Source organism: Kitasatospora sp. NPDC002040 (assembly GCF_040296785.1).
Lineage (GTDB): Bacteria > Actinomycetota > Actinomycetes > Streptomycetales > Streptomycetaceae > Kitasatospora.
In genome coordinates this window covers 191,672-205,791 of the sequence record NZ_JBEOXV010000003.1, presented here as the reverse complement: position 1 = coordinate 205,791, position 14,120 = coordinate 191,672, and the positions used below count along the sequence as shown (strand labels likewise).

The following is a 14,120-nucleotide window of genomic DNA, read 5'->3' as shown; positions in this document are numbered from 1 at the left end:
CGAACAGGGCCCTTGGTCGTCGCCGGTCAGGCGCCGTTGACCCGTGCGGCTTCCAGCGCCTCGAAGACCTGCTGGCCCGCAGCGGCCCGCCGACGCAGGTGGACCACCACGGTGTTGGTGACGGCGATCAGCGGGACCGAGACGATCGCGCCGCCGATCCCCCCGACGATGGTGCCCGCCGCGACCCCGAGCACCACGGCCAGCGGGTGCACCCGGACCGCCCGGCCCAGGATCAGCGGCTGGAGCAGGTGCCCCTCGATCTGCTGCACCGCGACCAGCACGACCATCACCATCAGCGCGGTGAACGGCCCCTGCGTCACCAGCGCGATCAGCACCGCGATGGTCCCGGTCACCAGGGCGCCGACCAGCGGCACGAAGGCCCCGAGGAAGACGATCACCGCCAGCGGCAGCGCGAGCTGCACCCCGAGCAGCTGGATGCCGATCCCGATGCAGAGCGCGTCGATGAAGGCCACGCAGACGGTGCCGCGCACGTACGCGGTCAGGGTCGCCCAGGCCTTCGGCCCCGCACCCGCCATCGCGTAGCGGGACTGGCGCGGCAGCATGCCGAGCATCCAGCCCCAGATCCGGGCGCCGTCGTACAGCAGGAAGAACGTGGTGAAGGCGGTCAGCACCACGCCGGTCAGCACCTCGACCGCGATGGTCACGCCGGTGAAGCCGGCCGAGGTGATCTGCTCCGAGTTGGTGCCGATCGCGGTGGAGATCTGCTTGGCGAAGTCGGTGATCTGCTGCTCCGTCAGGTGGAACGGGCCGGTGACCAGCCAGTCCCTGATCCGCTCGACCCCGGCCTGGACCTGGTCGGTGACCGAGTGCAGGTTGGTGGTCACCTGCCAGACCACGAACCAGCCGACCAGTCCGATCCCGGCGACCCCGCTCAGGAAGGTGCCCGCCGCCGCCAGTGAGCGCGGCACCCCGCGCCGGCGCAGCCAGGAGACTGTCGGTTCCAGCAGCGCGGAGATCAGCAGCGCCGCCAGCACCGCGAAGGCGACCAGCCGCAGCATGTCGACCACCCGGAACAGCAGGTAGAGCGCACCGGCCAGCAGCAGCAGCCGCCAGGTCGACTCGGCGGCCACCCGCAGCCCCCACGGCACCGCCTCGGCCGGGGTGGCCGGGCGCGGTGCGTGATACTCGCGGACCGGTTCGGACCTGAGCTCGGCCACCACCGGTTCCGGCTCACGGGGCGTCGGCAGCCGACCGCCCCCCTCCGGCTGCCCGGCCGAGTCCTCGCCCAGGTCCTCGCGCGGCTCCTCGTCCTGCGGCACCGCCGCCGCGGCCGCCCGCTGCTGCAGTGCGCTGCCCAAGCGGACCGCCGCCCGGGATATCCACCAGCCCTGTGCCACCGTCGACCACCGTTCCCCGTTCACGCCGTGGGCCCCGCCACGACCGTCCGGGGACGACGCTACCGGGCGGGGGCGGGGCAGCACCCGGCAGTTCCGCAGCCGGAATCCGACAAAACGTCACAGACCACTACGTTTCGGGTCAGCGAATAGTGGGGAGGTGCCCGTTTACAGGACCAACTGTCCGCGGACCGGCGGGCTCGGAGCTCCAGGACCCACTCCGGGTGTCGCGTCCGCACCAGGACCGCACCGCCCGAGGCACACTGGTCAGCCGGCCCGGGCGGCGCGGCCCGCCCCGTGGGCCCGGCGTACGACAACGGCCCCGATCCCAGCAGGGATCGGGGCCGTTCGTGGTCTGACGGTGTGTCTAGTACCAGTGGTGGGACTGCCAGAACGACCAGGCGCCACAGGGCGAGCCGTAGCGGCTGTTCATGTAGTTCAGGCCCCACTTGATCTGCGTCTGCGGGTTGGTCCGCCAGTCCGCGCCGGCCGAGGCCATCTTGGAACCGGGCAGCGCCTGGACCAGGCCGTACGCGCCGGAGCTGGGGTTGCTCGCGGTGTAGTCCCAGCCGCTCTCGCGCTTCACGATCTGGCTGAAGCACTGGAACTGCGCCTGGTCGCCGACGATCTGGAGCGCCATCTCCTGGACCGAGCCCGGGCTGACGGCGGCCATCACGGAGCGCGCCTTGGCGCGGTTCGCGGCCTCCTCGTCGGACTTGCGCTTCGCCTCGGCGGCCTTCGCGGCCTTCTCGGCGTCGGCCTTGGCCTGCGCGTCGGCGGCGGCCTTCTGGCGCGCGGCCTCCTCGGCGGCCTTCTTGGCTGCGGCGTCGGCCGAAACCTGCTGCGCGGTCGCCTGGCGGCTGAAGTTGTCGCTGACAGCCTGCGCCTGGGCACCCGTCGGGACGTCCTGGAGCAGGGTGGCTCCCGCGACGTCGACCGTCTGGGTCTGCGTGCCCTCGCTGCCCGAGGCCACACCCACGACGGCACCTACGGCGGTGACGGCGGTGGCTGAGGCGACAGCAACGCCCCGGACCGAGATCCGAGTCACATGGTTTCCTTCCGGCGTCGCCCCGTGCACGTGACCGCTGGGGCGCAACATGCCCCTTGTCGCTGGTCTCCTTGGTGGTACTGGTCACGGGAGACGCGGGCCCGGCACCGGACCGGCGGGTGCCGGATCGGCGTTTCGTTCGGGCGGCGTACGGCTCATCCTTGTTCAGTTTTCCGCCCGCCAACCGGAGTTGTCGGGTGATATGTGCCGTACGCGGGGCCTGACAGAACCCTCACCATGCCGCACGGGGACGGGTCAACGCAATTCCCGGTTGCGTGGCGCATCTCACAGACTTCGCGACCAGCACGTTTGCCCGAGTCGGAGACGAAGGACCGTCAGATGTGGTGACAACAGCGGGACCTGATACTTCGTACCAGGTCCCGCTGTCCGGTTCTGCCCTGTTATGACCGGGGTCGACCTAGGGCTGTACGTCCTCGAGCAGCTCCGTCACCAGGGCCGCGATCGGCGACCGCTCCGAGCGGGTCAGCGTGATGTGGGCGAACAGCGGGTGCCCCTTCAGCTTCTCCACCACCGCGACCACGCCGTCGTACCGGCCCACCCTCAGGTTGTCGCGCTGGGCGACGTCGTGGGTGAGCACCACCCGCGAACCGGAGCCGATCCGGGACAGCACGGTGAGCAGTACGTTCCGCTCCAGCGACTGCGCCTCGTCCACGATCACGAAGGCGTCGTGCAGCGACCGGCCCCGGATGTGGGTGAGCGGGAGGACCTCCAGCATCCCGCGGGAGATCACCTCCTCGATCACGGCCGGGGTGGTGACGGCGGAGAGGGTGTCGAAGACCGCCTGCGCCCAGGGGCTCATCTTCTCCGACTCGGAACCGGGCAGATAGCCCAACTCCTGCCCGCCGACCGCGTAGAGCGGCCGGAAGACCATCACCTTCCGGTGCTGCTGCCGCTCCAGCACCGCCTCCAGGCCGGCGCACAGCGCCAGCGCGGACTTTCCGGTACCCGCCCGGCCGCCCATCGAGACGATCCCGACCTCCTGGTCGAGCAGCAGGTCGAGGGCGACCCGCTGCTCGGCGCTCCGGCCGCGCAGTCCGAACGCCTCCCGGTCGCCCCGGACCAGCCGGACCCGGCCGTCCTGGGTGACCCGGCCGAGGGCCCGGCCGCGCTCCGAGGTGAGCACCAGACCGGTGTGCACCGGGAGCTCCTCCGCCCCCTCCACGTCCACCGCGACGTCGTGGCCGGCGCCGAACAGCGCGTCCACCTGGTCGCCGGAGACCTGCAGTTCGGACATTCCGGTCCAGCCGGAGGTGATCGCCAGCTCCGCCCGGTACTCCTCCGCGAGCAGGCCGACCGCGCTGGCCTTGATCCGCATCGGGAGGTCCTTGGAGACGACGGTGACGTCGTACCCCTCGGCCTGGAGGTTCCGCGCGACCGCGAGGATCCGGGTGTCGGCCTCGCCGCCGCCGAGGCGGTAGCCGGCCGGGAGCACCGAGGTGTCGGAATGGTTGAGCTCGACCCTGATGCTGCCGCCCACCTCGCCGACCGGGATCGGCTCGTCGAGGCGGCCGAAGCGCACCCGGAAGTCGTCCAGCAGCCTCAGCGCCTGGCGGGCGAAGTAGCCCAGCTCCGGATGGTGCCGCTTGGCCTCCAACTCCGTGACCACCACCACGGGGAGGACGACCTCGTGCTCCTCGAAACGGGTCATGGCGAGAGGGTCCGCCAGGAGCACGCTGGTGTCGAGAACGTACGTGCGCCGGTCTGGTGTCCGGCGGCTCTTTGTACTGACCACTAGGCCTCCAGAGCGGATGACCCTGCGTCACCCGCGGCATGCCGGTCCCCGCGACCCCGGTTGGCCGGAGTACCGGTCTGCTGGTGGTATTCCCAGGCGAACCGCACCACGAACCCCACGACGGATCATCGTTGGTTAACTTTCGGTGTGTCAGCGCCGGGACGGCAGGACCTCAGAGCCCGAGGCGACGGTTCCTCAGCTGACTGCATCACCGTGGGGGACGACCCCCACACCCCCAGCCCCGCCACCCGCCGGCCTCGTTCACAGCCCGAGGCGACGGTTCCTCAGCTGGTAGTCGCGCAGCGCCCGCAGGAAGTCGACCCGGCGGAAGGCCGGCCAGTAGGCCTCGCAGAAGTAGAACTCGCTGTGCGCGCTCTGCCAGAGCAGGAAGCCGGAGAGCCGCTGCTCGCCCGAGGTGCGGATGACCAGGTCGGGGTCGGGCTGGCCCTTGGTGTACAGGTGTTCGGCGATGTGCTCGACGTCGAGGATCTCGGCCAGCTCCTCGATCGAGGTGCCGCGGCCGGCGTGCTCCTGGAGCAGCGAGCGGACGGCGTCGGCGATCTCGTGCCGGCCGCCGTACCCCACCGCGACGTTGACGGTGATGCCGTCGATGTGGGCGGTGCCCTCGGCGGCCTCCTTGAGCACGTCCGAGGTGCGCGCGGGGAGGAGGTCGAGCGCACCGACCGGGTGGACCTTCCAGCGCCCGTCGGCGGCGAGCCGGCGGACGGTGTCCTCGATGATCCCGAGCAGCGGGACCAGCTCGTCGGCCGGGCGGGAGAGGTTGTCGGTGGAGAGCATCCAGAGCGTGACCACCTGGACGTGCGTCTCGTCGCACCAGCCCAGGAACTCGCTGATCTTGTCGGCGCCGCGCTGGTGCCCGTCGGCCGTGGTGCCGCCGGTGGCGCGGGCCCAGCGGCGGTTGCCGTCCAGGATCACGCCGATGTGGTGCGGGGTGTTCGCGAGGTGGACCTCGACCCGGCGACCGTAGAGGCGGTAGGCGTTGTCCAGCAGGGTTCGGAGACCCGGCGTGCGCTCCACCACGTCGCGCAGACCCATGTTGTTCGGCCCCTCCGTGCTTGTTCCCCGCAGGTACGGCAAATACCCTCGCGCAGCCTACTCCCGGAGCGGTCTGCACGGTAAAGCCGCAGGTACCGATGGTGTCACGGGTCGAAACCGGCCGTGTGACGCGGGACACGGAACGGTCTCCGCTTCCTTAAATGTCCCGTAAGCCGACGCCGACTTCTTGACGCTTGCCAATGGTCTAGTCCAGCTTTTGACCGAGGGCAGCAACCACCCCACAGGTCGCCACCCTCACCGGCACCACTGCGGACCTCCCCTCCCCCACACGGAGCCGCCGCGCCCCCCACCGCGGCGGCTCCTCCCCTCCCCCAGGAGTGCTCCATGGCCCGAACGCTGCAGCAGCCGTCCCACCGGCGCCGGCGCAGCCCCGTCCCCGCCGCCCTCGCGGCCGGGACCACCGCCCTCGCCCTGGCCGCCACCGGGCTGACCCTGTTCGCCGGCGGCGCCAGCGCCGCGGTCGGCAACCTGGTGGCCAACGGTGGCTTCGAGGCCGGGAACCTCTCCGGCTGGACCTGCACCGGCGGCGCGAGCGTCGTCTCCTCCCCGGCGCGCTCCGGCACCGCCGCGCTGAACGCGGCACCGACCGCCGGTGACACCGCCGAGTGCCGGCAGGTCGTCAGCGTGCTCCCCAACACCAGCTACTCGCTGGCCGGTTGGGTGCAGGGCCCGTACACCTACCTCGGCGTGCGCGGCACCGGCGGCACCGACCCGTCCACCTGGTCGAGCCAGGGCAGCTGGAACCAGCTCTCCTCCACCTTCACCACCGGTGCCGGCGTCAACAGCGTCACCGTGTACGTGCACGGCTGGTACGGCCAGGGCGCCTACAACGCGGACGACATCACGCTGACCGGCCCGGGCGGCACCGCCTCCCCGTCCGCCTCGGCCTCCGCCTCGCCCAGCGCGTCCGCCTCCGCCTCGGCCTCCCCGAGCGCCTCGGCCTCGCCGTCGGCCAGCGCCTCCCCCTCGGCCTCCGCCTCGCCCAGCGCGAGCGCCTCGCCGTCGGCCAGCGCCAGCCCGACCGTGACGCCCACCGGCCCGGTCACCGACCTGCCCAAGCACGTGGTCACCGGCTACTGGCACAACTTCGACAACGGCGCGACCGTCCAGAAGCTGAGCGAGGTGCAGAGCGCGTACGACATCATCGCGGTCTCCTTCGCCGACGCCGTCCCGACCAAGGCCGGGGCGATCAGCTTCACCCTGGACCCGGGCCTGTCCACCAAGCTCGGCGGCTACACCGACGCCCAGTTCCGGGCCGACGTGAAGGCCAAGCAGGCGGCCGGCAAGAAGGTCATCCTCTCCATCGGCGGCCAGAACGGCGCCATCTCGGTCGGCAACTCCACCGCCGGTGCCGCCTTCACGGACAGCGCCTACGCGATCCTGAAGGACTACGGCTTCGACGGCATCGACGTCGACCTGGAGAACGGTGTCGACCCGGTCAACCTGGGCAACGCGCTGATCAACCTGCAGGCCAAGGTCGGCTCGAAGTTCGTCCTGACCATGGCGCCGGAGACCATCGGCGTCTACAGCACCGCCGGTGCCTACTTCCAGCTCGCGCTGAAGACCAAGGACATCCTGACGGTCATGAACACCCAGTTCTACAACTCGGGTGGCATGAACGGCTGTGACGGCAAGGTCTACAACCAGGGCACCATCGACTTCATCACCGCCCAGGTCTGCACCCAGATCCAGGGCGGCCTCCGCCCGGACCAGGTCGGCATCGGCGTCCCGGCCTCCAGCAAGGCGGCCGGCGGCGGCTACGTGGCCCCGAGCGTGGTCAACAACGCGCTCAGCTGCCTGGCCACCGGCACCAACTGCGGCACCTTCGTCCCGCCGGCCAAGTGGCCGACCATCCGCGGTGCGATGACCTGGTCGACCAACTGGGACGCCAACAACGGCAACGCCTTCTCCAACACGGTGGGCCCGTTCGTCCACGCCATGCCGTAACACCTCCCCGGTGCGCCGCCCTATGAGGGTGGGGCTGCGTACCACCGAGGCCCGCCGCACCCACCAGGTGCGGCGGGCCTCGCCGTTCTCCCGCCGGACGGCCACCGCCTGACGGCCGGTCAGCCGTACGGCTACTGCGCGACCAGCACCGCCGCCAGGGTGCCGAGCAGCAGGAACGGGCCGAAGGCCAGCGCGTCCCCCCGCCCGGCCCGGCGGGTGAGCAGCAACGCGGCGGCCCAGAGCCCGGCCAGCAGGAAGGCGTACACCAGGCCCGCGAGCACGGTGCCCCAGCCGGAGAGCGCGAGCAGCGCGCCCAGGCTCGGGGCCAGCTTGGCGTCGCCGAGGCCGATCGGGGCCAGCAGCGCCAGCACGGCGAAGCCCAGGCCGAGGGCGGCGGCGGCGAGCAGGCAGCGCAGCAGCGACTGACGCTCCGTCGCCAGCAGCAGGACGGCGGTCCCGGCCGCCAGGGTGGCGGTGAGGACGTCCGGCAGCCGGTGCACCGAGGCGTCGACCAGGCCGAGCACCAGCCCGAGCAGCGCCGTCCAGACCAGCACCGGCCACCCGGCCGCGCCGTACCCGGCCCCGACCGCCGCCCCGACCCCGGCCGCGAGCAGCCCGACCACCGGCAGTGGGAAGACCCGCGCGGCGGGCTCCCCTTCATAGGGGACGGCGTACCGTCCGACCGCCCACCGCACCCCCGGGGCCACCGCGAGCCCCGCCGCCGCCCCACCCAGAATCGCGAACACGGCACCAGCCTGGCAGACGCACCTGATGTTGTGTCCAAGAGCACGTGATGATCAGGGGTCAACCGCCGTAGAGTTACCCGGCATGCAGGTCATCCAGTCCAGCAAGCTCGCCAATGTCTGCTACGACATCCGCGGCCCGGTGCTCGATGAAGCGATGCGACTGGAGGACCAGGGGCATCGCATCCTCAAGCTGAACACGGGCAATCCCGCCGTCTTCGGCTTCGAAGCGCCGCCGGAGATCCTCCAGGACATCCTGAAGAACCTCTCCACCGCGCACGGCTACGGCGACTCCAAGGGGCTGCTCTCCGCGCGCCGCGCGGTGGTGATGCACTACGAGGAGCGCGGCCTGCACGGCCTCACCGTCGAGGACGTCTTCCTCGGCAACGGCGTCTCCGAGCTGATCCAGCTGGCGATGACCGCGCTGCTGGACGACGGCGACGAGGTGCTGGTCCCGGCGCCGGACTACCCGCTCTGGACGGCCTCGGTCAGCCTGTCCGGCGGCACCGCGGTGCACTACCGCTGCGACGAGCAGTCGGAGTGGTACCCGGACCTGGCGGACATGGAGTCCAAGGTCACCGACCGGACCCGGGCGATCGTGGTGATCAACCCGAACAACCCGACCGGGGCGGTCTACCCGCTGGAGATCCTGGAGGGCATCGTCGAGATCGCCCGCCGCCACAAGCTGGTGATCTACGCGGACGAGATCTACGACAAGATCCTCTACGACGACGCGGTGCACATCCCGCTCGCGACCCTGGCGCCGGACCTGTTCTGCGTCACCTTCAACGGCATGTCCAAGTCCTACCGGGTGGCGGGCTTCCGCTCCGGCTGGATGGTGCTCTCCGGCGACCGGGTCCGGGCCCGCAGCTACATCGAGGGCCTGAACGTGCTGGCCAGCATGCGGCTCTGTGCCAACATGCCCGCCCAGCACGCGGTGGCGGCGGCGCTCGGCGGCCGGCAGTCCATCAAGGAGCTGATCCTGCCCGGCGGGCGGCTGCTGGAGTCGCGGGACGCGGCGTACAAGCTGCTGAACGAGATCCCCGGCGTGAGCTGCGTGAAGCCCAAGGGCGCGCTGTACGCGTTCCCCCGGCTGGACCCGCAGGTGTACAAGATCAAGAACGACGCGCAGATGGTGCTGGACCTGCTCCGGGCCAAGCGCATCCTGATCGTCCAGGGCTCCGGCTTCAACTGGCCCGAACCGGACCACTTCCGGCTGGTCACGCTGCCCCGGCCGGAGGAGATCACCGACGCGGTGACCCGGATCGGCGACTTCCTCTCCGGGTACGTCCAGCCCTGACCCGGTAGGACGCGTCCGGCCGGACGCCCGTCGGGACAACCACGGCCGGAGCCCCGGCCGGACGATCCCCAGAGGGTTGGGATCGTACGGTCCGGGGCCCCGGCCGTGACGTTTCTGCCGTTCCGGTCGGAGCGTCAGCCGAGGCGCTGCACCAGGGCCTCGTACTCGTCCCAGAGCGCCTTCGGGGTGTGCTCGCCGAACAGCTCCAGGTGGGCCGGCACCAGCGCGGCCTCCTGGCGCCAGATGTCGGCGTCCACCGAGAACAGCAGGTCGAGGTCCTGCTCCGGGATGTCCAGGCCCTTGAGGTCGAAGCCCTCGACGGTCGGCAGCACGCCGATCGGGGTCTCGACGCCCGCGCCGGTGCCCTCCAGGCGCTCGACGATCCACTTCAGCACCCGGCTGTTCTCGCCGTAGCCCGGCCAGACGAAGTCACCGGCCGAGTTCTTGCGGAACCAGTTGACGTAGTAGATCTTCGGCAGCTTGGCCGCGTCGGCCTGGGCGCCGAGCTTCAGCCAGTGGCCGAAGTAGTCGCCCATGTTGTAGCCGCAGAACGGCAGCATCGCGAACGGGTCGCGGCGCAGCTCGCCCACGGTGCCCTCGGCGGCGGCGGTCTTCTCGGAGGCGATGTTGGCGCCCAGGAAGACGCCGTGCTGCCAGTCGAAGGACTCGGTCACCAGCGGGACGGCGGTGGCCCGGCGGCCGCCGAACAGGATGGCCGAGATCGGCACCCCGGCCTGGTCCTCCCACTCCGGCGCGATGGTCGGGCACTGCGCGGCCGGGACGGCGAACCGCGCGTTGGGGTGGGCGGCGGGGGTGCCGGACTCGGGGGTCCAGTCGTTGCCGCGCCAGTCGGTCAGGTGGGCCGGGGGCTCCTCGGTCAGGCCCTCCCACCAGACGTCGCCGTCGTCGGTCAGCGCGACGTTGGTGAAGACCGTGTTACCCCACAGCGTCTCGATCGCGTTGGCGTTGGTGTCCACGCCGGTGCCGGGGGCGACGCCGAAGAAGCCGGCCTCCGGGTTGATCGCGTAGAGCTGCCCGTCGGCGCCGAACCGCATCCAGGCGATGTCGTCGCCGATGGTCTCGACCTTCCAGCCCGGGATGGTCGGCTGGAGCATCGCCAGGTTGGTCTTGCCGCAGGCGGACGGGAAGGCGGCGGCGATGTACTTGGGCTCGGCACCGCTCGGCGGGGTGAGCTTGAGCACGAGCATGTGCTCGGCCAGCCAGCCCTCGTCCCGGGCCATCGTGGAGGCGATCCGGAGCGCGTAGCACTTCTTGCCCAGCAGGGCGTTGCCGCCGTAGCCGGAGCCGAAGGACCAGATCTCGCGGGTCTCCGGGTAGTGCGAGATGTACTTGGTGGTGTTGCAGGGCCACGGCACGTCGGCCTCGCCCTCGGCCAGCGGAGCGCCGACGGTGTGCACGGCCTTGACGAACTCGCCGTCCTCGCCGAGCTGGTCCAGCACGGCCTGGCCCATCCGGGTCATCACGCGCATCGAGACCGCGACGTAGGCGGAGTCGGTGATCTCCACGCCGTACGCCGCCAGCGGGGAGCCGACCGGGCCCATCGAGAACGGCACGACGTACATCGTGCGGCCCTTCATCGCGCCCTGGAACAGGCCGTCCGCACCGGTGAAGATCTCCCGCATCTCGGCGGGGGCCTTCCAGTGGTTGGTGGGTCCTGCGTCCTTCTCCTGCTCGGAGCAGATGAAGGTGCGGTCCTCGACCCGGGCCACGTCGGACGGGTCGGAGGCGGCGTAGTAGGAGTTCGGCCGCTTCTCCGGGTTGAGCTTCTTGAAGGTGCCCTGGGCGACCAGCAGATCGGCGAGGCGCTGGTACTCCTCCTCCGAGCCGTCGCACCACTCGACGCGGTCCGGCTGGGTCAGCTCCGCGATCTCGCTCACCCAGGCCAGCAGACGCTTGTGGCGGGTGGGCGCGGATGCGCTGAGAGCAGAGTTCTCGTACGACACGATCGCTCCGTTTCACGCCATCCCGGCTGGGAGACGGCGTCGCGGGGGTTTGAGGGTGGTTACACCGTAGCTCCGGCCTCAAGGCCCCAACACGGCAAGATGGCAATTTCGACCGAAGTTTTACGCCATCTTGGAGAAGTACTGGCGAGTAACAAGGCGCTTCCGGCCGACCTCGACCCCTCGGTCACCTCGATCGAATACTCCATTACGTCCAAAAGTGGTGACCGTCACTACCTACATGCCGGTAACCTACGGAACCGTAGGTAGCATGTTGGCCATGACGGACGTATCGGTCGAGATCAAGCCCAAATGGCGCGGATGGCTGCACGCGGGCATGTTCCCGGCGTCACTGGCCGCCGGAATCGTGTTGATCTGCCTGGCGCCCTCGACCGAGGCCCGGATCGCCTGCACGGTCTACTCGGTCAGCGCCTGGCTGCTGTTCGGGGTCAGCGCGGTGTACCACCGCTTCACCTGGGGCCCGCGCGGGGACGCGGTGCTGCGCCGGCTCGACCACGCGAACATCTTCCTGATCATCGCGGGCTCGTACACCCCGTTCACCATCCTGCTGCTGGACGGTGGCCAGCGGCAGATACTGCTCTGGCTGGTCTGGGGCGGAGCGCTGGCGGGGATCGCGTTCCGGGTCTTCTGGGTCGGGGCGCCGCGCTGGCTCTACACGCCCTGCTACCTGGCGCTCGGCTGGGCCGCGGTGTTCTTCCTGCCCGCCTTCCTGCGCACCGGCGGCGCGGCGGTGGTCACGCTGCTGATCGTCGGCGGCGTGCTCTACAGCCTGGGCGGGGTGGTCTACGGACTGAAGAAGCCGAACCCGTCACCGCGCTGGTTCGGCTTCCACGAGGTCTTCCACGCCTTCACCCTGGGCGCGTTCATCACCCAGTACGTCGGGGTCTCACTGGTGGCGTACAGCATCGCCAACTGAGCGGCCGTCCAGCCGCTCCCTGGCCCGCCGGCAGCGCTCGCAGTGCGCCGCCTCCGGCCCGTCCGGGGCGGGCCGGTGCTGACCCCGCACCCGGAACCGCCGGGCCACGTCCAGCATCACCAGGGCGACCTCGGCGGCCGCGACGATCCAGACCATCCTCGGACCGCCGAACAGGTACGCCACCACCACCGCCAGCGCGGCGGCCAGGCCCACCAGCGCGCCCCCGAGCCGCACTCCCCGCACCGCCATCTGCTCCCCTCCCACCACCCGCCGGGACATCTACGCCACACACAGTGACATGCCGGTCAGGCGGCCAGGCGAACGAGGGGTCAACGGTTCGTCAAATCGCCGGGCCCGCCTGCACAGCTCCGGCACGAACGAGAGCGGCACGGGGAAGGATCCCCCGTGCCGCCCTCCGGTCGGACCGTCGGATCAGCCGCCGTGCCCGCGGCGCCGGAGCACCAGGCCGATCCCGGTCAGGGCGGTGGCCGCCAGGGCCGTGCCTGCCACCCCCGCCGTCAGCAGCGGCAGGCCCTCCGACTCCGCAGCCGGAGCGGCCGCCTCGTAGCCGCCGCCCTTGCCCGCCCGGTCGTACGCCGAACCGGGCAGCTTGTCGCCGTACCGCTGGTGCACCAGCTGCTGGTAGCCGGCCAGGGTGACCCCGGCCGCGCCGACCGAGCGGGTGGCGTCCTCGTCCAGCGGCAGCACCCGGCCGCCGCGCAGCACGTACCAGGCGTTCAGCTGCGGCTCCCGGAACACGGTCCCGCCGCCGCTGCTCGCGGCCTGGGCCGCGTAGTCCGTCTCGTCACCGCCGGTGGCGATGTTGACGACGTGCCAGCCGTCGTCCTGCCGGACGGTCCAGACCGAGGCGGTCTGCCCGTCGGCCGCGACCGCCTTGCTGGCCACGAACTCGGCCTTCGCCACGGCCGCTCCTGCCGTACCCGCCACGAACGCCGGGTCCAGGGTGAAGACCGGCACGGTGGCGCCGCTCAGCCGGGGTGCGGCCTGTGCGGCGGCCCGGGCCTCGTCGGCCGGGCTGAGGTCGATCGACTTGGTCGGCGGAACGCCCTTGCGGGCGAAGAACCGGCCCAACTGCTCCATCACGGCCGGGGATTCGACCGTGCTGCGGGCCGCCGACAGCTCGGCGGCGGCGATCGGGGCCGGGGCGCCGCCCTCCGCCGCCGAGGCGGGGAGCGCGAGGGCCAGGCCGAGGGTGGCGGCCAGCGCGGTGACGGCCGCGAGGCGGTGGGTGTGCCTACGCATGTCGGTCATCTCCTCACGCACCGATCCGGTAGAGGGAGTGGGTCCAGGAGAACGAGCTGTTGCTCACGTAGTACGAGTAGTCGGCCCAGTTGTAGCGGTTGTTCGAGGGCCACGGGTCGCCCCAGTAGACGAAGTTGTTGCTGCTGTCGTAGCCGTAGATCACGTGCATGTGGCCGCCGCCGGAGCTCCACTGGATCCGGGTCTCGATCGGCCGGTTCGCGTTGATCTCGGTCTGCACGGTGGTGTTGCGCAGGTACCCGGTGACGTACGAACCGGAGTTGATGCCGATCCAGCTCAGCGCGGTCTGCACGTTGGCCAGCGTCGCCTGGTTGTTGGGGCAACTGGCGTTCACCGAGCGGTTGAAGGCGACGTTGCAGAACTGGTTCTGGCTGTAGCTGTAGCCGAAGTACGTGGCGATGGTGTTGCCACTCGCGGCCCAGCACCAGTTGGTCTGCTGCTGCGACTGCATGGTGATGTTGAGCTTGCGCGCCGCCAGGGCCGAGACCGCACCCGGGGTCACCGAGGCCGGCTGGGCGTGGGGGATGGCGGCGGCGGGCGCCGGGGTGGCGGTGACCACCGTGAGGGCCGGGGCGAGGATGCCGAGAGCGAGGGCGGCGACCGCCTGGCGCAGGCGTGTCCGGGAAGTTGGCATGGGCTTCTCCTCCTTGCGAATCCGCAGGAGAGGGGATGTGGGGGACCGCGTCCGGACGCGGTGGACAGAGCATCGATCCGTGGC

General features: G+C 70.9%; 12 protein-coding genes. 3 read left to right on the top strand and 9 right to left on the bottom strand.

The genetic code is table 11. From position 1 onward, the window contains the following. Positions 1–26 precede the first annotated feature (26 nt). The 4 genes from ABT118_RS11210 to ABT118_RS11195 form a co-directional block, all read right to left on the bottom strand. Complete coding sequence (locus ABT118_RS11210) at positions 27–1,319, bottom strand: AI-2E family transporter (protein ID WP_350659108.1); 1,293 nt, start codon at positions 1,317–1,319, stop codon at positions 27–29. Between the two features lie 403 nt (positions 1,320–1,722). Beyond that, positions 1,723–2,403, bottom strand: a complete 681-nt coding sequence (locus tag ABT118_RS11205) for an aggregation-promoting factor C-terminal-like domain-containing protein (protein WP_502884522.1) — start codon at positions 2,401–2,403, stop codon at positions 1,723–1,725. 418 nt (positions 2,404–2,821) lie between these two features. After that, complete coding sequence (gene phoH2 / locus ABT118_RS11200; RefSeq protein ID WP_350659063.1) at positions 2,822–4,156, bottom strand: RNA 5'-3' helicase PhoH2; 1,335 nt, start codon at positions 4,154–4,156, stop codon at positions 2,822–2,824. A 261-nt stretch (positions 4,157–4,417) separates the two neighbouring features. Beyond that, positions 4,418–5,212 carry an isoprenyl transferase gene (locus ABT118_RS11195; RefSeq protein ID WP_350659049.1) on the bottom strand — a complete coding sequence of 265 codons (795 nt, stop codon included), beginning with the start codon at positions 5,210–5,212 and terminating at the stop codon, positions 4,418–4,420. A gap of 345 nt (positions 5,213–5,557) precedes the next feature. Between ABT118_RS11195 and ABT118_RS11190 the strand changes: the two genes are divergently transcribed. After that, entirely contained in the window at positions 5,558–7,180 is a 1,623-nt protein-coding gene (locus ABT118_RS11190) for a chitinase (protein ID WP_350659038.1), read from the top strand. Between the two features lie 131 nt (positions 7,181–7,311). On the opposite strand, the gene ABT118_RS11185 is transcribed toward ABT118_RS11190, so the two are convergent. Further along, the gene (locus ABT118_RS11185) at positions 7,312–7,926 is read right to left on the bottom strand and encodes a prepilin peptidase (RefSeq protein ID WP_350659024.1); all 615 of its coding nucleotides are present in this window, start codon (positions 7,924–7,926) and stop codon (positions 7,312–7,314) included. An 82-nt stretch (positions 7,927–8,008) separates the two neighbouring features. Here ABT118_RS11185 and ABT118_RS11180 point away from each other — a divergent pair, with 82 nt between their 5' ends. Continuing rightward, positions 8,009–9,223 carry a pyridoxal phosphate-dependent aminotransferase gene (locus ABT118_RS11180; protein WP_350659006.1) on the top strand — a complete coding sequence of 405 codons (1,215 nt, stop codon included), beginning with the start codon at positions 8,009–8,011 and terminating at the stop codon, positions 9,221–9,223. Between the two features lie 134 nt (positions 9,224–9,357). Here ABT118_RS11180 and ABT118_RS11175 read toward each other — a convergent pair whose 3' ends face one another. Then, positions 9,358–11,187: a phosphoenolpyruvate carboxykinase (GTP) gene (locus tag ABT118_RS11175; protein WP_350658978.1), complete on the bottom strand. Its 1,830-nt coding sequence runs from the start codon at positions 11,185–11,187 to the stop codon at positions 9,358–9,360. 268 nt (positions 11,188–11,455) lie between these two features. Here ABT118_RS11175 and trhA point away from each other — a divergent pair, with 268 nt between their 5' ends. Further along, entirely contained in the window at positions 11,456–12,121 is a 666-nt protein-coding gene (trhA, locus tag ABT118_RS11170; protein ID WP_350658961.1) for a PAQR family membrane homeostasis protein TrhA, read from the top strand. On the opposite strand, the gene ABT118_RS11165 is transcribed toward trhA, so the two are convergent. From ABT118_RS11165 to ABT118_RS11155, 3 genes are all read right to left on the bottom strand, one after another. Then, positions 12,092–12,370 (bottom strand): hypothetical protein, encoded by a 279-nt coding sequence (locus ABT118_RS11165; RefSeq protein WP_350658932.1) that lies wholly within the window; start codon positions 12,368–12,370, stop codon positions 12,092–12,094. The genes trhA and ABT118_RS11165 overlap by 30 nt on opposite strands. A gap of 183 nt (positions 12,371–12,553) precedes the next feature. Continuing rightward, positions 12,554–13,384: a hypothetical protein gene (locus ABT118_RS11160; RefSeq protein WP_350658923.1), complete on the bottom strand. Its 831-nt coding sequence runs from the start codon at positions 13,382–13,384 to the stop codon at positions 12,554–12,556. 13 nt (positions 13,385–13,397) lie between these two features. After that, complete coding sequence (locus tag ABT118_RS11155; protein WP_350658914.1) at positions 13,398–14,036, bottom strand: papain-like cysteine protease family protein; 639 nt, start codon at positions 14,034–14,036, stop codon at positions 13,398–13,400. Positions 14,037–14,120 lie beyond the last annotated feature (84 nt).

Coding starts and splice junctions, on each gene's coding strand:
- ABT118_RS11195 (WP_350659049.1), bottom strand. CDS start 5,212: ATGGGTCTGCGCGACGTGGTGGAGCGCACGCCGGGTCTCCGAACCCTG.
- ABT118_RS11190 (WP_350659038.1), top strand. CDS start 5,558: ATGGCCCGAACGCTGCAGCAGCCGTCCCACCGGCGCCGGCGCAGCCCC.
- ABT118_RS11180 (WP_350659006.1), top strand. CDS start 8,009: ATGCAGGTCATCCAGTCCAGCAAGCTCGCCAATGTCTGCTACGACATC.
- trhA (WP_350658961.1), top strand. CDS start 11,456: ATGTTGGCCATGACGGACGTATCGGTCGAGATCAAGCCCAAATGGCGC.
- ABT118_RS11165 (WP_350658932.1), bottom strand. CDS start 12,370: ATGGCGGTGCGGGGAGTGCGGCTCGGGGGCGCGCTGGTGGGCCTGGCC.
- ABT118_RS11160 (WP_350658923.1), bottom strand. CDS start 13,384: ATGCGTAGGCACACCCACCGCCTCGCGGCCGTCACCGCGCTGGCCGCC.
- ABT118_RS11155 (WP_350658914.1), bottom strand. CDS start 14,036: ATGCCAACTTCCCGGACACGCCTGCGCCAGGCGGTCGCCGCCCTCGCT.